The sequence below is a fragment of the Chryseobacterium sp. GP-SGM7 genome (assembly GCF_049166575.1).
In the GTDB taxonomy this organism is placed as follows: Bacteria; Bacteroidota; Bacteroidia; order Flavobacteriales; family Weeksellaceae; genus Chryseobacterium.
Genome location: NZ_JBMHFF010000001.1, coordinates 829,678 through 853,270 on the forward strand (window position 1 = coordinate 829,678; position 23,593 = coordinate 853,270).

The window sequence follows — 23,593 nt, forward strand, 5'->3', positions numbered from 1 at the left end:
ATGAAATTTAGAAAATTAGGAAATACAGGAGAGCAGATATCAGTAATCGGTTTAGGATGTATGGGAATGAGTTTTGCGTACGGACCTGCGGACGAAAAGGAAAGCATCAACACTTTACGCAAGGCTTTGGATCTTGGTATCAATTTTTTAGATACTGCAGATATGTATGCCAATGGAGAAAATGAAAAGCTGATCTCTAAAGTTCTTGTTCCGAATCGTGACAAAATTTTTATTGCGACAAAATTCGGATTCAGGTTTAAAGACGGAAAAGCGAGTCACAGTGGTGCTCCCGGAACTTATTTCGACGGCTCGCCGGAATGGATCAAAAAAGCTGTTGATTTAAGTCTTCAGAGATTAAAAATTGATGAAATCGATTTGTATTATGCACACAGAGTAGATCCCAATATTCCTGTCGAGGAAACAGTCGGAGCCATGGCAGATTTGGTAAAAGCAGGAAAAGTGAAATATTTAGGTTTGTCAGAAGCTTCAGCAGAATCAATAAGAAAAGCACATAAAATACATCCGATTACCGCATTACAGTCGGAATATTCTTTATTAACGAAAGATATTGAAAAGGAAATTTTACCTACGGTCAGAGAATTGGGAATTACTCTGGTTCCGTATTCTCCATTAGCGAGAGGGCTTTTTTCGAATATTAATGATGTTCAGAATTTTGGCAATGAAGATTTTAGAAAATCACTTCCCCGTTATCAGGAAGAGTATCTGGAAAATAACAGGAATTTGGCAAAAGAAATCAATGATTTTGCCGCATCAAAAGGTGTGAAAGGAACGCAGCTCGCTTTGGCATGGGTGCTAAATCAAGGTGAAGATATTATTCCTATTCCGGGTACAAAACGTATTAAATATTTAGAGGAAAATATAGAAGCTACCAATATTGAACTTTCTCGATCTGACCTGGAAATTATCGATTCTATTTTAAAAAAATATCCAAATACTGGCGAAAGATACAGCGAAGGTTCTATGAGATTGGTAAACAATTAAAACAAATTTTAGATTTCTGAATTTGGTTCAGGAATCTTGGTTTCCATGAATTTTTTTAGCATCAACAATGATTACACTTAAAGAAAAAAATAAATTTATTGCTACGATTTTAGCATTTGCCGTAATTCCGATGTCGGGTTTGGCGACAGATATTTATCTTCCTTCAATGCCGAGTATGGCGACCGAATTGCATCAGCCGGAAAGCAATATTCAGCTTACATTATCCATATTTTTAATCAGTTATGGTTTAACTCAGTTTTTTGCAGGAAGCATTGTGGATTCTTTCGGAAGGTATAAAATATCATTGGCTTCTTTGGCTTTGTTTGTAGTTTCTTTTTTGATTACTGCAACCACTCAAAACATATTTGTAATTTATGCAATGCGCATCTTACAGGGAATTTTGTCAGGTTTTGCAGTAGTTTCCAAGAGGGCATTTTTTGTAGATGTTTATGAAGGGGATGAAAGAAAGCATTATTTGAGTATTATGACAATTGTCTGGTCAGTAGGGCCAATTATTGCACCTTTTATCGGTGGTTATCTGCAAAAAGTTTTCGGATGGCAGTCGAATTTTTATGTTTTGGCAGGATATAGTCTGGTTCTTTTGGTTTTGGAATTTATTTTTTCTGGTGAAACTTTAAAGAGTAGAAATCCTTTTCGTGTTGATTTTTTGTTGAAAGAATATGATTTAATGTTCAGAGCTAAAGATTTTTTCTACGGAATGATTATGTGCGGATTGAGTTATTCAATGATTATGTTCTTCAATCTTTGTGGTTCTTTTATCATAGAACACAAAATGGGTTACTCTGAAGTGGTTGCCGGCTATGTTTCATTAATCCTCGGTTTTGCATGGATGACGGGTGGCTTTTTAGGAAAAGCATTAATCAATAAAGCGTTTTTGCCTAAAATTCGTTACGCCAACTTTATCCAGATATTTTTAATCATTTTGATGTTTATTGTATCTTATTTTTCAAATAATATTTACAGTCTGGTGGCGTTTGCTTTTGTGATCCACATAACGGCCGGATTTATTTTTAATAATTATTTCTCCTACTGTATCGGAAGATTTCCGGATTCTGCGGGCATTGCAGGAGGTTTAACGGGCGGAGTTGCTTTTATCATCACATCAGCAATCAGCTACGGAATTGTCTCACTTATTAAACCTCAAATTCAAATGGAAGTTGCCGAAGGATATTTTGTACTGGGAGTTTTAGGATTGTTTATTTTGAGTATGATTAAAATTAGAAAAGCGCATGTTTGATTATTTAGAAATTAGGAATTAGTTTTTGGTAAATTTCATATTTTATACTAATCAATATCAATAGGAGCGGGCTTTAGCCCGCTTTAATTTTGTAATATATAACGATTGCCTTTAGCCAAAACTTAAAAATATTTCGCTAATACTACATAGAGATTCTTCCTTCGTCAGAATGGCAAATAGATCGCATATTTTATTGTGTTATTCGTGAAAAACATTTGTGATATTCGTTTTTAGACAAACAAAAAAGCCCCTTAAAAAAGGAGCTTTCAATTTTATAATTAAATCCGAAAAATTAAATTCCGTCAATAATTTCATTTAAAACAGTACTTGGACGCATTGCTTCGTACGTTTTGTAAGTGTCAGTTTTGTAATAACCGTCAATATTCTGAGGTTTTCCTTGGGCATTGATCAATTCAGCATTAATTACTTCTTCATTTTCCTGCATTGCTTCCGCAACCGGAGCAAACTGTTCAGCCAATTCAGCATCAGCAGTTTGATTTGCCAAAGCTTCCGCCCAATACATTGCCAAATAAAAATGAGAACCTCTGTTATCGATTTGTCCGACTTTTCTTGCAGGAGATTTATCTGTCGCCAAGAATTTAGCATTAGCTTCATCTAAAGCATCTGCTAAAACCTGGGATTTTGTATTGTTCTGAGTCTGTGCCAAATGCTCTAAAGAAGCCTGTAAAGCTAAGAATTCTCCTAAAGAATCCCATCTTAAATAGCCTTCTTCCAAAAACTGTTCAACGTGTTTCGGAGCAGAACCTCCGGCTCCGGTTTCAAATAAACCACCACCATTCATCAATGGAACGATAGAAAGCATTTTAGCAGAAGTTCCAAGTTCAAGAATTGGGAAAAGATCGGTTAAATAATCTCTCAATACGTTTCCTGAAACAGAAATTGTATCTTTTCCTTCTCTTGCTCTATGCAATGTTTCAGTCATTGCATCTTTTACGTCAAGAATTTTGATGTCAAGTCCGTTTGTATCGTGATCAGCTAAATATTTTTCAACTTTTTTGATCATTTCCGTGTCGTGCGCTCTTCCTTTATCCAACCAGAAAATGGCAGGAGTATCAGATAATCTCGCTCTGTTTACAGCCAATTTTACCCAGTCCTGGATTGGAGCATCTTTCGTCTGACACATTCTGAAAATATCACCTTTTTCAACTTTCTGAGAAAGAAGAACGTTTCCGTTTTCGTCCTGAACTTCAATAGTTCCTTCGGCAGAAGCCTGGAAAGTTTTGTCGTGAGATCCGTATTCTTCAGCTTTCTGCGCCATCAAACCAACATTCGGAACAGAACCCATTGTTGTTGGATCTAATTTTCCATGCGCTTTCATATCATCAATTACAGACTGATAGAAACCTGCATAAGAACGATCCGGAATGATACAAATAGTATCTTCTTCGTTTCCGTCTTTGTTCCACATCTTTCCTCCGCCTCTTACCAGAGCAGCCATAGAAGCATCAACGATGATATCTGAAGGAACGTGGAAATTCGTAATTCCTTTGTCGGAATTTACCATTGCCACTCTTGGTCCGTTTGCCAAAGCAGTTTCGATATCAGCTTTGATTTCAGCTTCCTGAGCATTTCCTTTGATCTTATCAAAAAGATCGGCCAAACCGTTGTTCGGATTAACATCTAAAGATTTGAATGTCTCAGAGTATTTAGTGAAAACATCTTTGAAAAAAGTCTCAACAATAGCTCCAAATACGATTGGATCTGAAATCTTCATCATCGTTGCTTTCAGGTGAGCAGAAAGAAGTACATTTCTGTTTTTAGCTTCTTCAATCGCATCCTGTACGAAAGATTTCAAAGAATTTAAATTCATTACAGAAGAATCGATTACTTCTCCCGCCTGAAGACCTGCAAAATCTTTCAGTTGAGTTTCAGCGCCATCATTTCCTTTGAAAACGATCTTATATTTTGTAGCATTCTCAAGAGTAGTAGAAGTTTCTGTTCCGTAGAAATCTCCACTGCTCATGTGAGCAACGTCAGTTTTGCTGTCTGAAGCCCAGTTACCCATTCTGTGAGGGTTTGCTTTTGCGTAATTTTTAACGGCTTTCGGAGCACGTCTGTCAGAATTTCCTTCTCTTAGCACAGGGTTTACGGCACTTCCTAAAACTTTAGCATATTTAGTTTTGATTGCTTTTTCCTCGTCATTTTTCGGTTCTGCAGGATAATTTGGAACGGCGAAACCTTTTCCCTGCAATTCAGCAATTGCAGCATCCAATTGAGGTGCAGAAGCAGAAATATTGGGCAATTTGATAATATTTGCATCAGGTTGAGTAGCTAATTCTCCTAACTCAGCCAAAGCATCACCTATTTTTTGATTATCAGTCAAAAACTCAGGGAAGTTAGCTAAGATTCTTCCTGCTAAAGAAATATCCGGAACTGCGATTTCAATGTTTGCTGACTTTGTAAATGCTTTTACAATAGGTAAAAACGAATGTGTTGCCAACATTGGAGCCTCATCCGTAAGGGTGTAATAGATTTTTGATTTGTCTGACATTATAGTGTTAGTTTATTGATTTAATTTTAAGTTTCACAAATTTAGTTAATTTTTAATTTTTTACACTTTAATAATCAATGAGATTTTGCGTTTTAAGAATTATTTAACCTTTATTTCTAACAAAATCGGCTGAAAATTGAATAAATTTGATAAACTTTTTTAAAAAATAAATTATGTCTACAATTACATTCAAAGGAAACCCTATACATACAGTTGGAACACTTCCGGCAGTTGGAAATGATGCTCAGGAATTTACAATGGTATCCTCAGATTTATCTGAAAAAAATCTTGCTGATTATACAGGCAAAAGAGTAGTATTAAATATTTTCCCAAGTATTGATACGGGAATCTGTGCTGCTTCTGCAAGAAAATTCAACGAAGAAGCTTCAACACTTGATAATACAGTTGTGATTAATGTTTCAAGAGATTTGCCATTTGCTTTGTCAAGATTTTGTGCAGCTGAAGGTTTAAATAATGTAGAAACTTTATCAGATTTCAGAGGGAATTTCGGTGAAGATTATGGCGTTACGCTTTCAGATTCTCCTTTAAAAGGACTTTTGAGCAGAGCTGTTGTTGTGTTGGATGAAAAAGCTAAAGTAATTTACACAGAGCAGGTTCCGGAAATCGGACAAGAGCCTAATTACGAAGCTGCCATTGCTTCTTTGAAATAAATAAAAGTATTTCTCATCAATTTGAATCATTCTGTTGTTTAACGGAATGATTTTTTTATTTTTGTGCATCAACGCAATAACCAAACATTGAAGAATAAATTTACCTCTTTTACAATAATCTGTTATCTGTTTTTTGGAAACTTACACCTAAAAGCACAGGATTCTAAAGAAATTAAGGAGCTTAAAAATAAATTGGCTCTAACAAAAACTACTACAGATAAAATAAAGATTATAGATGAAATCGGGAACAGATATATTGATGCTAAAAATGTTGACAGTGCATTGGTTTATGCTAAATTGGGTTTGCCGATCAACCAAAAGCTGAATGATACTGAGCAAATTGGCAGATCAAATCTATTTATCGGAAATCTGTTGTTGCAGAAAATGGATATTTCTAATGGTGAGAAATATCTTAATGAGGCTGAAAAGTACTTGAATAAAACTCAGAATTACGAAAAAAGGGCTTTAACTTATTTTCTTTTGGCAACAATTAATTCGGTAAATAAAAAAAATCTTGTCGCAAATAATTATTGTAATCAGATTTTAGATCTTTACAGCCAAAAGAAAATTAAAGATAAAAAGCTGGTTTTGGTTGCATACCAAAGGTTGTTTCAAAACAATTTTGTTCAGGAAAATCCGGTAGAAGGCTATAAATCTTTAAATACATACATTGAATTTACCAAAACCAATTTTCCGGAATTCTTACATGAAGCTTACAATTTAGCAGGTGTATTTTATCTATCTAATAAAGATTTAAAAAAAGCATCCTTTTATTTTGAAGAGTCCTTAAAATTTGCCGCTAAAAATAAAGATGAATTGAAAATGGCAAATGCCAAAATGTTTTTAGGTGATATTTATAGTGAAACGAAGCAATATGATAAGGCACGTATTTTTCTGGAAGAATCTAAAGAATATTACGAAAAACATAAGCTGAATGATAATCTTAAAATGATTTATTATTTTTTGTCTGATCTTAGTTATAAACAAAAAGATTATGCAAATGCTAAAATTTTAATAGATAAGTCTTTAAGGCTGAGTGATGATAAAGATTATATGCATTCTTATTACAGTCATCAAAAAGGTCTGGTTGATCTGAAGACTTTACTAAATCAGGAAGCTGATTTTAAAAATAATGAAATAAAAAAAGCCGAACTGCAAAAGCTTACAAAAGAGCAGTCTGAAAAGCTTGATTATTTTTTAAATCTAAAAACAGTAGTTCCGTCTGAGGTTTTTATTCAGAATTATGATATTCTTCAGGAAGCTTATGAACAATTGGGAGATTATGAAAAATCTCTTTATTATCTGAAAAAATCAAAGGACAAAAACGACGAAGCTTATGGGTTGGAAAAGATGAGAAATTTATCTGAAACACAATCTGAAACTGAAGTTGCCAACGAAAGAGTAAGGGTGAAATTTGAGGAAGAAGCTAAGAGAATCAGCTTACAAAAGGAAATCGAATTAAAGGCACTCCGTTTTGAATACGAAAAAAAACAGGCAGCTGCAAAAACAGAAGAAGAAAGAAAAAGATTAGCTCTTGAGGAAGATTTAAAACGAAAAGAAATTCAGATTAAATTCGATGAAAAGCAAAAAGCAGTTGCATTAAAATACGATCAGGAAAAAAAGATTGCCAAAATAAACCAGGAGAAAAAAGATACCATTGCAAAAGCAGAATTGGAAAGTTCACAAAACCAGAAAAACATTTGGGCAGTGGGAGCTGGCTTATCTATTCTTTTATTAGGTTTTGCAGGATTTTCTTACAACCAGAAAAGAAAAGACAATAAAAAAATTGCCGAAGAAAAAAAGAAATCTGATGATTTACTGCTTAATATTCTTCCTCATGAAATTGCTGAAGAGTTAAAACAAAAGGGAAAATCAAATGCAAAACATTACGATCAGGTTTCGGTTTTATTTACCGATTTTGTCAATTTTACTGCAAATTCTGAGAGAATAGGAGTTCAGGAAGTTTTGAATGAACTGAATATCTGTTTCACAGAGTTCGACAGAATCATGGAGAAATATAATTTAGAAAAGATTAAAACCATTGGTGATGCATATTTAGCAGTAAGCGGATTGCCGGTTTCAAATGAGCAACACGCAAAAAATGCAGTTAATGCAAGTCTGGAAATTCTTTCATACATTCAGCAACGTAAATTAAACAATCCGAATGCTTTAGATATCAGAATCGGAATTCATTCCGGGCCTGTGATTGCGGGAATCGTCGGAGTGAAAAAATTTGCTTACGATATTTGGGGAGACACGGTAAATACCGCTGCAAGAATGGAGCAGAACAGTGCTTTAGGAAAATTAAATATTTCCGAAGCGACCTATAATTTGATAAAAGATGACTTTAGTTTTGAATATCGCGGAAAGATTGAAACCAAAGGTAAAGGCGCAATGCAAATGTATTTTGTCGATTCGCAAAGTTAACTTTAAATTTATAAGAAAATAATTGCCGGAATATTATTTTTGTAATAAAAATCTATGAATGTCCATTATTGGTAATAATTTAGTTTTAAAAGTTTGTTTGTCATTCCGGAAGAATCTAAATTGCTTTATTTCAGGATGTTTAGATTCCTACGCAATGATAAAATGACGGCTGATTTTAGAGTTATGATTGAAAACGGACATTAAGATAAAAATTTCATTTAATAAAGAATTCTTTTAAAAAATGCGTTAAAATGATGTTCTTTTTTTAATATCTTGCATAAAATTCCGATCAAACCGACTAATTTTCATGAAATATCAAAAAAACATTTGTTTATTTATTTTAATTCTGCTGTCAATATGCATGCAGGCAAAAAAGACGGCAAATGATACGTGCAGTATTTTCTTGAAAAACAGTTTTTTCCAAAATAATCAGGAAATTGAACTCAACAAACCCTGGAAATTCAGGATTGGTGATCAAAAACAATGGGCAGATAAGAATTTTGATGATTCTGAATGGGAAAAATCAATTACCAAAAACTTCAAAAACTCAAAACTTCAAAGTAAAAATCCAAAAGATATTGTTTGGCTAAGAACTGAAATATGTACTGATGCATCAGCAGAAAATCAGCCGATCGGATTGGAATTCAGAAGCGGTGCAGCGATGGACGTGTATTGGGATGGAAAATTCGTTAAACGTTTAGGGACTTTTGCGAAGGATAAAGTGGGTGAAAAGAAATATGTTAATCCTATAATTCCCGTAATCATCAGTAGCGGAAATGCCGGTAGACATTCACTTGCCATCAGATACGAAAATACTGAACCTTTCGCTGAACAGCGTATTAAAGGTTTTGAAATTACACTTTCAGACCCCAATCAATATGTTTCACAACTATTGGGACAATCCCTTACCCGAAGCTTTTTGCTGGAAGGAATTGCATTTATTTTTTTTACCTTATTCCTTATTCATCTTCTTACATTTTTATTTTATAGAAAAGATCTCTCAAATCTTTACTTTTCTATGTTTAATTTGTGGATGTCTCTTTTTTTATTCACATGGTATTTTTCATTTGAAACATCAGATGTCGAAACGAGTGTGAGATTAGGATATATTAGTTCTCTGTCAGGCTTGTTTGCCGCAGTATTTTTAAGTGTTATGCTCAATAATCTTTTTGGAAAAATTGGGATAAGATTTAAAATCCTGGCTGGCTTGGCAGTTTTAATGCTTTTATTGATGATATTTTTCGGGGTAGATCTGGAAATTGGTCAGCAGTTGATGGTTGTTATCATTTTAGCTGTTTCCCTTGAAGCGCTATATCTGATTATTCGGGCAATCATTAAGAAAATTCCGGGCTCCAGAATTTTGGGTGCGGGATTGCTATTCTTCTTTGTTGTTCTTTTCTGCACATTAATTTATCTGATTTATTCAGATGGAGTTTTGGCGGTAAATCCCGGAAGCAGTTTTGGTGAAATGTTTATTTTTATCCTCTACATTATGTTTATTTTCAGCCTTCCGTTTACGCTTTCTGCTTTTTTGGCGTGGCGTTCTGCAAATGATAATAAAAATCTTCACCAGAAAATCGAGCAGGTAGAAACTTTATCTTCCGAAAAACAAGAAATTCTGGAGACTCAAAACGAATTTCTGGAATGTCAGGTTTTTGAACGCACAAAAGAAATTAATGCCGAAAAGAAAAAGTCTGACGACCTTTTGCTTAATATTCTCCCTCATGAAATTGCTGAAGAGTTAAAACAAAAGGGAAAATCAAATGCAAAACATTACGATCAGGTTTCGGTTTTATTTACCGATTTTGTCAATTTTACAGCCAATTCAGAAAAAATAGGTGTTCAGGAAGTTTTAAATGAGCTGAATATCTGTTTCACAGAATTCGACAGAATCATGGAGAAATATAATTTAGAAAAAATTAAAACCATCGGTGATGCATATTTAGCAGTAAGCGGATTGCCGATTTCTAATGATGAGCATGCTAAAAACGCAGTAAATGCTGGTTTGGAAATTCTTTCCTATATTCAGCAAAGGAAAAGAAACAGCCCAAATGCTTTGGATATTCGCATCGGAATTCATTCCGGGCCTGTGATTGCGGGAATCGTCGGAGTGAAAAAATTTGCTTACGATATTTGGGGAGACACGGTAAATACCGCTGCAAGAATGGAGCAGAACAGTGCTTTAGGAAAATTAAATATTTCCGAAGCGACCTATAATTTGATAAAAGATGACTTTAGTTTTGAATATCGCGGAAAGATTGAAACCAAAGGAAAGGGCGCTATGGAAATGTATTTTGTAAACAAATCTAAAATTTAGAAATTTTGAAAAAAAATATACTCTTCGTACTTATATTTTTCTTGTTAATCGGATTGCAGAATTTATATTTTGCCCAAAATTCTTTCGAAAAACCTAAAATTTTTACCGAGCAGGAAATAAAAAAAGGTGCATCTATTGATGAAGAAAGTAAATTTTTTGCTGGTGATAACCCTGCTTTTGCTTCACCACAATTTGATGATTCTTCATGGAAACATGTCAATTTTAATTCTAGAAAAGTTTATTCGTGGAATCCAACGAATTATAAGTATAAAAAAGATTCAAAAAAAAATCAGATTTATTGGGTTCGGTACTATTTTAAGATAGATTCTGCGTCGGTTAATAAATCTTTATGTTTTAGAATTCAGCAACTTGGTGCTTCCGAAATTTATTTAAACGGTAAAAAGATTGAAAGCATTGGCAAAATCGGCGACGAAAAATCAAGAGAATTCAGGATTAAAAATAGAATCCCGGAATTGTTTACTTTAAATAATACCAAGGTAAATGTTTTAGCGATAAGATTTTTACCGATTGCTGCGGACAAAAAAAAGACTATTACTTTAGTCCCTTTTGCCATCGGTGTAGAACTTGCTTCTGCTAACGAATTTATCAGAGATAAAACTGAAGAAGTGCAGTATTTCAACTTTTACACTATGTTGATTTGCGGAATATTTGGTGCATTAGGATTTATTCATCTCTTGTTATTTATTTTTTACAGAAAAGCAATTTATAATCTGTATTTTTCTACGTACAATTTTTCGATTTCTTTGATGAGTTATATGGTCTTGCTCTTGTCAGAAATAAGAAATCCTTTAGATGTCGACTCTTATACATTTTTTGCATTTCTTTCGGTAATGGCATTCGGTACTTCGCTTACAGGATTTGTCAATACTTTATTTGGAAAAACAAAAAAAAGACTAAAGGTAATGTTGATTATTTCAGCTTCTATTTTTATTCTCTATTATTTCAGTGCGGCTTCAGCTGCTAGTTTTGCTTTTTTTTACCTTTCTTTTGTTGCTTTTGAATCTTTTTATTTAATTGTAAGAGCAATGATCAGAAGAGAAAAATCTGCTTTCATTGTAGGAGGAGGAGTTTTGGTATTCTTTCTTTTTATTGTAATGTCTATCGTTTTCATGTTTTTAAATAAAACAAATACGATTGACATTAATAAAGCTTTCGGAGATGATTTCATGGGATATGTTTTGGCGTTTATTTTCATAAGCTTTCCGATTTCGATCTCTGCTTATTTGGCTTGGCAATTCGCATCAACCAATTTAAGTTTGGTAAAACAGCTGGATGAAGTCAACCGTCTTTCTGATGTTAATTTAAAACAGGAGCAGGAAAAACAGCAGATTCTTCAGGATCAAAATGATTTGCTTGAAAAACAGGTGGATGAAAGAACTTCTGAACTGCAGAAAGAAAAACAGAAAACAGAAAATTTATTACTGAATATTCTTCCGCACGAAGTTGCAGAAGAACTGAAGGAAAACGGTAGTTCTGAAGCAAAATATTACGATGAAGTCACTGTTTTATTTACCGATTTTGTTAATTTTACCCAAAGTTCCGAAAAATTGGGAGCCGAAAAAATGTTGGTAGAACTCAACGAATGTTTCACTGCTTTCGACTTAATCATGGAAAAGCATGGTTTAGAAAAGATAAAAACAATTGGTGACGCCTATTTGGCAGTGTGTGGTTTACCGAATAAAAATGAAAATCATGCATATCAGACAGCTTTGGTAGCTTTAGATATTATTGATTTTATTGAAGAAAGGAAAAAGGTAAATCCTAATACTTTAGATATCAGAATCGGGATTAATTCAGGTTCTCTGATTGCAGGAATTGTAGGCGTTAAAAAATTTGCTTACGATATTTGGGGTGATACTGTAAATACTGCTGCAAGAATGGAGCAGAACAGCGAAAAAGGCAAAATAAATATTTCTGAATCAACCTATCAGTTGATAAAAGATAAAATCAATTGCGAATACAGAGGAAAAATTCACACCAAAGGAAAAGGCGATATGGATATGTATTTTGCACTGGAAATTAAAAAAGATTAACCTATAATTTAACCACAAAAGGCACAAAAGTTTTTTTCTAAATATTAGAGTATCGAAAAATACTGTTTAAAGTTCAAAAAAGCATGAAGAAATTTCTTAGCCTTATTTGAACTTTAATAAGTTTTTATTAACACTTTAATAATCTTTATTTGTCTTTTGTACCTTTTGTGGTAAAAAAACATTCTCTATTTAAAAATATGGAATACGAAAAATTAAAAAAAATCATCATCAGCAGACTCAGGGAAAATCTTCCTGAGCATCTTTCCTATCACAGCGTGATGCATGTAAAAGACGTTATTGATTCTGTAGAAAAAATTGCAGAAGCTGAAAACGTTAAAGAAGAAGATTTAGTGTTGCTGAAAACGGCAGCTTTATTTCACGACACAGGATTTTTATTCGGTTCAAAAAATCATGAAGAAAAATCGTGTGAAATTGCTGAAGAATATCTTTCAGATTATGGTTATTCCGAATCGCAGACCAAGAAAATAAAGGGAATGATTATGGCGACAAAAATTCCGCAGACACCGCACAATCATTTAGAACAGATTTTAGCAGATGCCGATTTGGATTATTTAGGAAGAAATGATTTCTTTGTGATTGGTGATAAATTATTCGAAGAACTTTCTATGTTTGGAATTGTAAATTCAGAGCGCGACTGGAATTTACTGCAGGAGAAATTTCTCGAAAGTCATCATTATTTCACAAAAACTGCTATCAATACCAGAAAAGAAAAAAAGCAGGCTAATCTGGATATCATTAAAACAAAACTAAAAAACGACTAATCATTGTATGAGCTCAGCAACAACTAAACATGGTACGCTATTTACTCTTTCGGATATTATTTATCTTATTTTAGGGGTGATCTCTGCCAGTTTTGCTTTAAAATCGTTTCTCGTTCCCAACCATTTTTTGGACGGAGGCGTTACCGGAATTTCACTTTTAATTCACGAAGTTTATCACTGGAATTTGGGTATTGTTTTATTGGTCTTAAATATTCCTTTCATCATTTTAGCTTATTTTCAGATCGGGAAACATTTTGCAATCAGAAGTTTTTTGACGATTCTATTTATTATTGTAACCATTTCTTTTGTTCCTTTTCCGGAAGTAACCCACGACAAACTTCTTGTCGCTGTGTTTGGAGGATTTTTCATGGGAATAGGCATAGGTTTATCCATGCGAGGTGGTGGAACCTTCGACGGTATGGAAGTTTTAGCCTTATTAACATTCAAAAAAAGCAGTTTCAGTATTACTGAAATTATTTTGGGAATGAATGTTATTATCTTCATCATCGCTACCGTTTTTCTTAAATTTGAAACCGCTTTGTATGCAATTATGACGTATCTTGTAGCAAGTCAGATTACCAAATATGTGATTGAAGGAATTGAAGCTTATACAGGCGTAACCATCGTTTCCGGAAACAGTGAAGAAATTAAAAAAGCTTTGGTTTTAACGATGAATAAAGGGATTACCGTTTACAGAGGAGAAAGAGGTTTTATGAAAGAATCTTTTGAACAGAGCCAGGATGCAGATATTATTTTTACCATCGTAACAAGACTTGAGGTAAGAAAATTACAGAATATCGTTCGTTCGATTGATCCCAAAGCTTTTATTTTTACGCAAACCGTAAGAGAACCTCAGGGCGGAATTGTAAAAGAAATTGTGAAGCATTAAATTATATTATAAGAATTTTTTACCCCAAAAGAACCAAAAGAAATAATTGAAAAAAAATAGTAATTCAAAAGCTTACAAAATGTAAAAACATACGGTAATTATTGTTTTGTAAATTTTTGAACAGCTTTAAAAGAAATAAAATCTTTTGCTTTAAAAAATAAAAATATGCTCAAAGCCTTATGAAATATCCTCATAAGGCTTTAATTTTGTACAACCAACAACCAACAACCAACAACCAACAATGAAACGCTCCGGAACCGCAACATTACCCCTTCACTACGGCAAAGTACCACCTTGGCTGTATGAACGGATGTCGATTCTCGGGCTATCTATTGTTGAAGTAATGCTTTCTGATTATGGAAAGAATGAAGTTCTTCGCAGATTGGCAGATCCTTTTTGGTTTCAGAGTTTTGGTGCAGTAATGGGAATGGATTGGCATTCTTCAGGAATCACTACTTCTGTTATGGGAGCTTTAAAACGTTCAATTAATCCGAATTCTAAAGAACTTGGAATTTATATTTGTGGTGGAAAAGGAAAACTTTCCAAAGAAACTCCAAATGAATTGTTAGTCATTGCCGACAAAACAGGTTTGAACGGTAGTGAGCTGGTTCGTGCAAGTAAATTATCTGCGAAAGTAGATAACACGGCGATTCAGGACGGTTATCAATTGTATCTGCATAATTTTATTGTATCTGATGAAGGAAGCTGGTCTGTTGTTCAACAGGGAATGAACGACGCTGATGGAACGGCAAGACGTTATCATTGGCATTCCGAAAACATGAAATCTTTTGTGGATGAACCTCACAAAGGAATTCAGGGGATCAACCGTGGAAATATTCTGAATTTAACAGCCAGTGAAGCTCAGGAAAACCGTAATGGCATTCTTGAAATTTCACATACCGATTCAGAAAAAATAATGCAGGACTTTGCGAATTTAATTTTGCCCAATCATCACGATGTGCGTGCTTCAGATGTTGATTTAAAAAAACTCGGAACGCTCTTATACATGACGAGAGAAAACCAGCCTGAAAATTTTGAAGAATTACTTTTGTTAAAAGGAGTCGGACCGCGTACTTTACAAAGTCTTGCTTTGGTAAGTGAAGTTATTCACGGTGCGCCTTCAAGATTCAGAGATCCGGCAAGGTTTTCGTTTGCCAATGGCGGAAAAGATGGTCACCCGTTTCCTGTTCCGATCAATGTATATGACGAAACAATTTCAATTTTACAGAAAGGTATCGAAAAATCCAAACTTGGAAATTCGGATAAATTACAATCCATCAACAAACTTCATACGATAATCTCAGAAGCGGAGAAAAATTTCACTCCCGATTTCGATATCAACGATGTCATTGAAGAGGAAAGACAAAATTCATGGCGTTTTGGCGGGAAAACTGTCTTCGGAGATGCCGAAAAACCAGCTCCTCCAAAACCTATTCAGCTATCATTATTTTAAGTTTTAATTAAATGTTTCTTTTTACTCGTTGCTTCAAAGGGTATAATCTGTATTTCATTGATAAGTTTACGCCATTATATATCATAAAGACGTTTAGTAATTTAAAATTCTTCGTCTGCCTTTGCGATAATTAAAATATTACATACAAAGGATTTCACATAAATTATTTAGAGATAAAAATAATTTTCGTCAAGTTTACCATTCTGAAAAAATCTGAAAAACATAAAATTGATTTAGATTTTTGCGAAATGACAAAAGAAAAAAAATATATCATCTCCAATTCCAATAAAAAATTTAATTTTAAAGCTCAAAAAAACATTTTAAATGACTGAAAAAGCTTTTAACGTTTACTACGATTTTCCTTTTTTCTTCCCTGAAGAATTAGAAGAAATAATTAAAGCCCACGAAAAAAAAAATTTTCGAAAAGGAGATTTTATTCTTAAAGAAGGAAAAACCGCCAATGAATATTTTATTCTTGAAAAAGGTTTGGCTCGTTCCTTCGTCAATGATTTCAACGGAAACGAAGTTACCACGCACTTTTTCGTGGAAAATGAAATCGTAATCGAAGTCTCATCATTATTTCAAAGAATTCCTACGCAGGAAAATATCGTCTGCATCACAGATTGTGAATTATGGAAGATAGATTTTGAAGTATTTCAGGAACTTTATCATAGAATTCCAAATTTGAGCGAGTGGGGAAGAGCCTGGATGTCTCAGGAACTTTTCAGTTACAAACAGCGTTCTGTAGAAATGTTTATACTTTCTGCTACAAAACGTTATCTCAATCTTTTAGAGCAAAAACCACATGTCATACAGTTTGCGCCGTTAAAGCAAATTGCCTCCTATCTAGGTGTGACAGACACTTCTTTAAGCAGAATTCGTAAAGAATTGGTTTCGCATCCCAAGAAAATTTAAATCTTGTCTTATGGCAAGTTGATTTTCGTTGCAACTTGGTAATTTTGGTTTAAAGTTTAACAATAAACAGATTACAAAATGAAAATCAACCAAATTTATGTAAATCTTCCAGTAAAAGATATTCCGAAAACAAAACAATTTTGGACTCATCTCGGTTTTACCATCAACGAACAGTTTTCAGATGAAAAGGCAGTATGCGTGATGATGAGTGATACAATTTATGTAATGTTTTTAACGGAAGAATATTTTCAGACTTTTTCTGAAAGACCGGTTCCTAAAGGCGATACAACGCAGGTTTTGGTTGCCATTGGTTTAGATAGTCGTGAAGAAGTTGATCAAGTTGTAAATGCTGCTGTGGAAAACGGAGCTTACCAACATGAAGAACCTCAGGATTATGGCTGGATGTATCAAAATTCTTTTTGGGACATCAACGGTCATGGCTGGAACGTAACTTATGCAGACCTTTCTCAAATGCCAACAGAATAATTTAAAAACAAATATAAAAAATGACTTTCCACAATTTTTATAAGTTTTTTCAAGTGAAAAAATCCGCGTAATCAGCAAAATCTACGAGAAAATTTTAATACAAAATCTCAAAAATATTTTCACGAATAAACACAATCTCCATGTAAATCTGAGCAATCTGTGGGAAATTAAAAAAATCAAAAAAATAAACAAATGGATACACCAATATCAAAAAAATTAGACATCATCATCCCCGCATTTCGTGGTCACAGCCAGAGTTTTCTGATGGTTCTTGACGGAATTTCAGATGAAGATGCCCTTAGAAGAATTGAAGGACGTACCAATCATATCATCTGGATGATTGGCAACTTTCTCGATATGCGTTATGCACTGGGAAATGTACTTGGGTTGAATGAAGAATTTGAGTTTAAAGATTTTTTCTTTCAGGGAAAAGCACTGGACGAAAGTTTTAAATACCCTACTTTAGAACAGCTCAAAACTAGTTTTCATAAAATTTCACCATTGGTGTATCAAAAATTATTGTCGGCAACTGATGAAGATTTAGATAAAGCATTTCCGATGGGAATGAATATCGATTTCTTTCCTGAAACAGTTTTAAATTTCGTCGGAATGTGCATCGGTCGTGAAGATTATCTGTGCGGACAAATGGGTTTAATGCGAAGAATTCTTAACTATCCGGGAATGAAATATGACTTTGATACAGATTTAAAATATTAAAAATGAATCCTGTAGAAAAAGGGCATAAAGAAGTCAACGGAATTAAAATGTACTATGAAATCTATGGTTCCGGAAAACCTTTAGTATTGATTCACGGCGGAGCTGGTTCGATTCGGTTTGATTTTAAGGAAATTATTCCAAAGCTTGAAAATAAATTTCAACTCATTGGAATTGATCTCCAAAATCACGGAATGACAGAACATAGAAATATACCTGAAACTTTCGAGCAGGATACGAAAGACGTTGCTTCACTTCTTAAAGAAATTAAAATTGAGAAAGCATCGTTTTGGGGGTTTAGTAACGGTGGAAATACAGTGATGCAAATCGCCCATCTGTTTCCTGATCTGGTTGAAAAACTTATAGTTGCTTCTGCATTTTACAAAAAAACAGGGATGATAGATGGCTTTTTTGAAGGAATGGAAAATGTCACATTAGAATCTATGCCCGAATCACTCAAAAATAATTTTTTAGAATTAAATTCAGATCAGTCTGCTCTCAAAAATATGTTTGAAAAAGACAGCAAAAGAATGCAGACTTTCGAAGACTGGAGTGAAGATCTTTTGAAAGGAATAAAGTCTCCAACCTTATTTATTTCTGGCGACAAAGATGTAATGAAACCGGAACACGTTGTCGAAATGTGGCGTTTGGTAGAAAATTCTCAATTAATGATTCTCCCTGCAACTCATGGCTCTTATATGATGGCAGATTTCGGAGGAAATATTGATGGAAAACTGATTGATTTTACAGTAAGTGAAATTGAAAAGTTTTTGAATAATTAAAAAATTAATGAAACGAAAATTAGAGAGTATAAAAATAGATTCTTTAATCAACTCTACTACTTTAAGAATTACAAATTGAGTAAATAATAAATACCGATTTCTTAGCTGAGTGAAATCGAAGATTCGACGAAGTCAAACGCCTTTGAGAACGAAAAATATTCTCAAACATTTAAAAAATCCTTGCGAACTTTGCGTTAAAACTAAACACTAACAACACAAATAGTTTACACAAATTTCACAAACGTTATCAGTGTCTATTCGTGAAAAAATTAGTGCTATTTGTATTTAAAAAATAAAAATATTAATTAAAATAAAAAATCATGACAAAATTAAATCCTTACTTAAATTTCGACGGAAAAGCAGAAGAAGCTTTTACATTTTACAAATCTGTTTTTGGCGGAGAATTTCGTGGTGAAATCCACAAAATGGGTAATGCTCCAGGAACAGAAAATCTTACTGATGAAGAAAAAAACAGAGTGATGCACATTGCGCTTCCGATTGGCGGAGATGTATTGATGGCTTCAGATATTGTTCCAAGTTTCGGACAGAAACTCAATGTTGGAAACAACAATTACGTATCAGTTTTCCCCGAATCAAGAGAAGAAGCAGACAGGCTTTTCAAAGGACTTTCGGAAGGAGGAAACATCGAAATGCCGCTTGAAGACCAGTTTTGGGGAGACTATTTTGGTAGTTTTCAAGACAAATATGGGGTGCATTGGATGATTAATTATAACGCTAAATATACAAATTAATCATATATTTATCTGTAATAGGGTGGCTGTTTGTGGTTTTACAATTTAAAATAAAATTATGGAAAAAATTAAAGTAGATGTTACAATTCTTGCTCCAGTAGAAAAAGTTTGGGACTATTTCAACACTCCCGAACATATCACAAAATGGAATTTTGCTCACGAATCTTGGCAATGTCCAAGCTCTGAAAATGACTTGAGAATGGGTGGCAAATTCAAAACAAGAATGGAAGCAAAAGACGGAAGCTTCGGATTTGATTTTGAAGGAATTTATGATGAGGTAATCACCAATGAAAAAATCCAATATCACTTGGAAGATGGGAGAGTGGTAGAAGTAATTTTTGAAAAAATTGACCAAAATACAACCAAAGTAACCGAAATTTTCGATCCTGAAACTCAGAATTCTGCAGAAATGCAACGAGATGGTTGGTATGCAATACTAGATAATTTTCACAAATACGTAGAAAATCATTAAACTTGAAATTTTTTAATCATGATCAATTTGGTAATAATGGCAAAATCTTTAAGATCCATTTGTACTGAGCATCATGCTGTAGAAAACGATTTTTTACAGGGCGTTATTGCAATGCCTGCAAGAAGAGCACTGGCAAAAGAGAAAATAGATTCTCTTAGTAAGCTTTCAGATTATTCTGAAAATGAACTGATAAAATTTCACGGTTTTGGAAAAAATACTATTCTTAAGCTTAAAGGTTATATGCAGGAAAACAATTTCTCTTTTAAAACTGATGAAATTGTAATTGCGAGAAGCTTGTGACGTAGCAATCTGACTTTTTAAAAAATGCAAAGCAGACAAAAATTTTTTTTTTAGTTGATTGTGCATGTTTTCGCAAAGGCGTTTATCTCGTAGAGTTTTGATTTCATTGGCCAATGAAAGCAGAATTTTTTAGACACTTTTTCTTATTCTGAAAGAAGCATAGCATAGTGAAGAATCTTTTTATAGAAAAAATACCTATTTGATATTTAAGATTGTAATTGAAAATATTAGTGATAATTCGTGGCATTAGTGTTTAGACAAAAAAATAAAAATAAAAATTATGAATAACAATATTTTCCCGTGTATTTGGTACGACGGAGATGCAAAAGAATCCGCAGAATTTTACTGTAAAGTTTTTGACGGAAAAATTACGGCAGATACTCAAATGGTGATGAATATTGATCTTTTCGGTCAAAAATTAATGTTGCTAAATGGTGGTCCTCACTTTCAGAAAAATGCTTCAGTTTCTTTCATGATAATTTGTGAAACTGAAGATGAGGTTCAGAAATATTGGGATCATTTGGTGGATGGCGGAATGGCTTTAATGGAAATCGGAGAATATCCCTGGAGCAAAAAATACGGCTGGGTTCGTGATAAATTTGGTGTGACTTGGCAGGTTTATTTGGCTGAAAACCGCGATGTAGAACAAAAAATTATTCCGACGTTAATGTTTATTCATCAGAATAATGGCAAAGCTATAAAAGCGATGGAGTTTTACACTGAAATTTTTCCGAATTCAAAAATCGGAAGCATTTTAAAATACGGAGACGGAGTGGGTAATGAAACTCATGAAGTTCCTGAAAATGTACAGCATGCTCACTTCGAAATCGACGGATATTCTTTTTTCTGTATGGATAATTCTTATGATCATCAATTTGATTTTAATGAAGGAATTTCGATGGTTGTCATGACAGATAATCAGGAACAAACCGATCATCTTTGGAATTCACTTATTTCTGAGGGCGGAAGAGAAAGTATGTGTGGCTGGCTGAAAGATCAGTTTGGCTTCAGTTGGCAAATTGTTCCTAAAAGATTAATCGAACTGATGAATGATGCAAATCAGGAAAAAGCTCAGAAAGTTTTTCAGGCAATGATGAAAATGCAGAAAATCATCATTCAGGATTTGGAAGAAGCTTATAATTCTTAAATATTTGACTGGAAGCTTGATGATGGAGGCTGGAAGTAATATTTAGTCTGAAAATAACTTCCCGCATCCAGCTTCCATCACCCAACTTTCCTCTTCGGCTTGCTGTTTGATGCTTTTCTCTAAAAGATTTGCTTATGAAGACACAGAACAAGTCAAAATCGCTTTCAAAAGTACCGAAAGACGGTTTAAATCCTGAGATTATCAGAGAAAATTATTTGGGTAGTAAAAAATTACTCAATAAAAAAGCCGTTATTTCCGGTGGCGACAGCGGAATCGGACAAGCGGTTGCAGTACATTTCGCAAGAGAAGGAGCCGATGTTGCAGTGATTTACAAAGACAGTGTAAAAGATGCCAAAGAAACACAGAAACTCGTTGAAAAAGAAGGTGGAAAATGTGTGCTTTTTAAAGGCGATATATCCAATAAAACTTTTAGAAAAAATACTTTGGAGAAAATTAAAAAAGATTGGAAAACAATCGATATTCTGGTTAATAATGCCGGAATTCAGTTTCCTAAAAGTGAAATTTCCAAGATTAAGGATGAACAAATAAAAAAAACCTTTGATGTCAATATTATTTCAATGATTTCCTTTACGAGAGATTGTTTGAATTTAATGACCAAAGGCGGAAGAATTATTTGCACAACGTCTGTTACAGCGTATCGGGGAAGTGATCATCTTATCGATTATTCAGCAACAAAAGGTGCAATTGCTACATTCGTCCGTTCACTTTCTGTAAATCTTGCCGAGAAGAAAATTCTTGTCAATGGAGTTGCTCCAGGACCGATTTGGACACCTTTGGTAAAAGAAACTTTTGAAGATATTGCTTCTTTTGGAAGAGATACACCGCTAAAAAGAGCAGGACAGCCTTCTGAAGTTGCTCCCGCTTATGTTTTTCTGGCTTCTGAAGATTCAAGTTTTATTACCGGAGAAATTATTCATATAAACGGTGGAGATTTCGTTGGAGGATAAATTATTTTTGCTTAAAATTTGAACCTAAACTTAAAATATAATGGAACTTTTACAGTTTGAAATTGAAATAAACGCTGCACCCGAGAAAGTATGGAGTGTACTTTGGGACGAGTTTTCCTACAGACAATGGACCTCCGCTTTTATCGAAGGCTCCTATTATATGGGAACTTTGGAAGAAGGGAGTAAAATACAGTTTTTAGATCCGCAAAACAACGGAATGTACAGCGAAGTCGTTAAGAATATTCCAAATAAGGAAATGGTATTTCTGCATTTAGGAGAGATCTACAACGGAATTGAAACTCCGATGGATTGGGGTGATGCCACTGAATCTTATATTCTTGAAGGAGATGATGAAAGTACAAAGCTTATTTTAAAAATTAATTCCAATGAAGAATATAAAAGCTTTTTTGAAGAGAAAGTTCCACAGGCGATTCAGAATGTGAAAAACTTATCTGAAAATCAACTGTAATTAAACACTTATTACGCAAATGAATTTCACAAATATCACAAACTCTTATTAATATTTAATACTTTATTTAGTGTAATTCGTGCTGAAAATTTGTGTCATTTGTGTTTAAATTAAAACAAATCAAAAATCAAAAATATGGAAACCTTATCTTACGAAATTATCATCGATGCACCAAAAGAAAAAATATGGGACGTTCTTTGGGAAAACAAATCGTACAGCGAATGGACTAAATTTTTCAATCCCAAATCAGCGTCAATAATGAAATCCGATTGGCAAGTTGGCGGAAAAACATATTTCACTAATGCAGACGGAGAAGGGATGGTCTCAACAATTGACAGTCTTGAAAAACCTGGTCAGATTATTTTTAAACATTTGGGAATGGTCGATAAAGACGGAAACGAAGATACCCAAAGCAAAGAAGTGATGGAATGGAGTGGCTGCTTTGAAAAATATATTCTGATTGATTTTGAAGGAAAAACGAAACTCCATACCGAAGTTCAGGTTGATAAAGAATGGCGTGATCACATGAATGAAGGCTTCAATAAAGGCTTACAAATTGTTAAAGAGCTTTCGGAGGCAAAATAATATGAGCTGAATAGTTTCAGTCAGGAGGTTTTCATTGGGAAAATCTCTTTTTTGTTTAACTTTAGGCTCAATTTTAAGAATTATGAAATTATTAGTCATTCTTTTCACAACATTTATTTTAGCGTTATTGGGAACAAAAATCTTTCAGGGAAACTGGAATTTTCTGTTTTCGGGAAATTTAGGAATGGCAGTTTTCATTCTTTTCACAGGTTTTGCTCATTTTAAATTCCAGAAAGGAATGGCTTTAATGATTCCTGATTTTGTTCCGGCGAAAATGTTTTGGGTTTATTTTACGGGATTAATAGAAATTGCGGCGGGATTTGGTTTGATGATTCCTTCAATCCGTGAATTGACTGCAGCCTTACTCATTGTTTTTCTTGTTTTGGTTTTTGTGGCAAATATAAATTCATCCAAAAAGAAAGTGAATATTTTTAAGGGTGATTATTCCGGTCCGGGAATGAGCTATCTTTATAAAGAAAGAATTCCGATGCAGATTATTTTAATAACCTGGACATGGTTTTTTGGAATTTACTTAAATTAAAATTTTAGGCCAAATCTATTGAAATTGCTCTGATGTAAGCAAAATTCAAAACGCGCTTTATGAATTTTTATCTCTCACCAAAAAATCTTACTTTTGC

22 protein-coding genes are annotated in these 23,593 nt (G+C 33.7%); 21 read left to right on the plus strand and 1 reads right to left on the minus strand.

Going from position 1 to position 23,593, the window contains the following annotated elements:
* Positions 1 to 1,002: an aldo/keto reductase gene (locus ACOOWA_RS03745; RefSeq protein WP_421373301.1), complete on the plus strand. Its 1,002-nt coding sequence runs from the start codon at positions 1 to 3 to the stop codon at positions 1,000 to 1,002.
* Between the two features lie 67 nt (positions 1,003 to 1,069).
* Positions 1,070 to 2,260: an MFS transporter gene (locus ACOOWA_RS03750; protein WP_421373302.1), complete on the plus strand. Its 1,191-nt coding sequence runs from the start codon at positions 1,070 to 1,072 to the stop codon at positions 2,258 to 2,260.
* A gap of 292 nt (positions 2,261 to 2,552) precedes the next feature.
* Here ACOOWA_RS03750 and ACOOWA_RS03755 read toward each other — a convergent pair whose 3' ends face one another.
* Entirely contained in the window at positions 2,553 to 4,772 is a 2,220-nt protein-coding gene (locus tag ACOOWA_RS03755; protein WP_421373303.1) for an NADP-dependent isocitrate dehydrogenase, read from the minus strand.
* Positions 4,773 to 4,945: 173 nt separating this feature from the next.
* On the opposite strand from ACOOWA_RS03755, the gene tpx reads away from it, so the two are divergent.
* From tpx to ACOOWA_RS03850, 19 genes are all read left to right on the plus strand, one after another.
* A complete protein-coding gene (gene tpx / locus ACOOWA_RS03760) occupies positions 4,946 to 5,443 on the plus strand; it encodes a thiol peroxidase (protein WP_421373304.1) in 498 nt (165 codons plus the stop codon).
* Between the two features lie 87 nt (positions 5,444 to 5,530).
* Positions 5,531 to 7,870, plus strand: a complete 2,340-nt coding sequence (locus ACOOWA_RS03765; protein ID WP_421373305.1) for an adenylate/guanylate cyclase domain-containing protein — start codon at positions 5,531 to 5,533, stop codon at positions 7,868 to 7,870.
* Between the two features lie 361 nt (positions 7,871 to 8,231).
* Positions 8,232 to 10,187, plus strand: coding sequence for an adenylate/guanylate cyclase domain-containing protein (locus ACOOWA_RS03770; RefSeq protein ID WP_421373306.1), 1,956 nt, complete (start codon positions 8,232 to 8,234; stop codon positions 10,185 to 10,187).
* Between the two features lie 5 nt (positions 10,188 to 10,192).
* Positions 10,193 to 12,241: an adenylate/guanylate cyclase domain-containing protein gene (locus ACOOWA_RS03775; protein ID WP_421373307.1), complete on the plus strand. Its 2,049-nt coding sequence runs from the start codon at positions 10,193 to 10,195 to the stop codon at positions 12,239 to 12,241.
* 197 nt (positions 12,242 to 12,438) lie between these two features.
* A complete protein-coding gene (locus ACOOWA_RS03780; RefSeq protein ID WP_421373309.1) occupies positions 12,439 to 13,023 on the plus strand; it encodes an HD domain-containing protein in 585 nt (194 codons plus the stop codon).
* A gap of 7 nt (positions 13,024 to 13,030) precedes the next feature.
* On the plus strand, positions 13,031 to 13,912 hold the full coding sequence (locus ACOOWA_RS03785; RefSeq protein ID WP_421373310.1) for a YitT family protein: 882 nt from the start codon (positions 13,031 to 13,033) through the stop codon (positions 13,910 to 13,912).
* Between the two features lie 241 nt (positions 13,913 to 14,153).
* Positions 14,154 to 15,365, plus strand: coding sequence for a DUF763 domain-containing protein (locus ACOOWA_RS03790; protein ID WP_421373311.1), 1,212 nt, complete (start codon positions 14,154 to 14,156; stop codon positions 15,363 to 15,365).
* A gap of 324 nt (positions 15,366 to 15,689) precedes the next feature.
* Complete coding sequence (locus tag ACOOWA_RS03795; protein WP_421373312.1) at positions 15,690 to 16,280, plus strand: Crp/Fnr family transcriptional regulator; 591 nt, start codon at positions 15,690 to 15,692, stop codon at positions 16,278 to 16,280.
* A 78-nt stretch (positions 16,281 to 16,358) separates the two neighbouring features.
* A complete protein-coding gene (locus ACOOWA_RS03800; RefSeq protein ID WP_421373314.1) occupies positions 16,359 to 16,766 on the plus strand; it encodes a VOC family protein in 408 nt (135 codons plus the stop codon).
* Positions 16,767 to 16,958: 192 nt separating this feature from the next.
* Complete coding sequence (locus ACOOWA_RS03805) at positions 16,959 to 17,483, plus strand: DinB family protein (protein ID WP_421373315.1); 525 nt, start codon at positions 16,959 to 16,961, stop codon at positions 17,481 to 17,483.
* Between the two features lie 2 nt (positions 17,484 to 17,485).
* Positions 17,486 to 18,262 (plus strand): alpha/beta fold hydrolase, encoded by a 777-nt coding sequence (locus ACOOWA_RS03810; protein ID WP_421373316.1) that lies wholly within the window; start codon positions 17,486 to 17,488, stop codon positions 18,260 to 18,262.
* A 320-nt stretch (positions 18,263 to 18,582) separates the two neighbouring features.
* A complete protein-coding gene (locus ACOOWA_RS03815; protein WP_421373317.1) occupies positions 18,583 to 19,014 on the plus strand; it encodes a VOC family protein in 432 nt (143 codons plus the stop codon).
* A 58-nt stretch (positions 19,015 to 19,072) separates the two neighbouring features.
* Complete coding sequence (locus tag ACOOWA_RS03820) at positions 19,073 to 19,486, plus strand: SRPBCC family protein (RefSeq protein WP_421373318.1); 414 nt, start codon at positions 19,073 to 19,075, stop codon at positions 19,484 to 19,486.
* A gap of 36 nt (positions 19,487 to 19,522) precedes the next feature.
* The gene (locus tag ACOOWA_RS03825) at positions 19,523 to 19,786 is read left to right on the plus strand and encodes a hypothetical protein (protein WP_421373319.1); all 264 of its coding nucleotides are present in this window, start codon (positions 19,523 to 19,525) and stop codon (positions 19,784 to 19,786) included.
* Positions 19,787 to 20,066: 280 nt separating this feature from the next.
* Entirely contained in the window at positions 20,067 to 20,933 is an 867-nt protein-coding gene (locus tag ACOOWA_RS03830) for a VOC family protein (protein WP_421373320.1), read from the plus strand.
* A 134-nt stretch (positions 20,934 to 21,067) separates the two neighbouring features.
* Positions 21,068 to 21,901, plus strand: coding sequence for an SDR family oxidoreductase (locus ACOOWA_RS03835; RefSeq protein WP_421373321.1), 834 nt, complete (start codon positions 21,068 to 21,070; stop codon positions 21,899 to 21,901).
* A 40-nt stretch (positions 21,902 to 21,941) separates the two neighbouring features.
* Positions 21,942 to 22,370, plus strand: a complete 429-nt coding sequence (locus ACOOWA_RS03840; protein WP_421373322.1) for an SRPBCC domain-containing protein — start codon at positions 21,942 to 21,944, stop codon at positions 22,368 to 22,370.
* 135 nt (positions 22,371 to 22,505) lie between these two features.
* A complete protein-coding gene (locus ACOOWA_RS03845; protein WP_421373323.1) occupies positions 22,506 to 22,955 on the plus strand; it encodes an SRPBCC family protein in 450 nt (149 codons plus the stop codon).
* 82 nt (positions 22,956 to 23,037) lie between these two features.
* Positions 23,038 to 23,496, plus strand: coding sequence for a hypothetical protein (locus ACOOWA_RS03850; protein ID WP_421373324.1), 459 nt, complete (start codon positions 23,038 to 23,040; stop codon positions 23,494 to 23,496).
* The last annotated feature ends 97 nt before the right edge of the window (positions 23,497 to 23,593 follow it).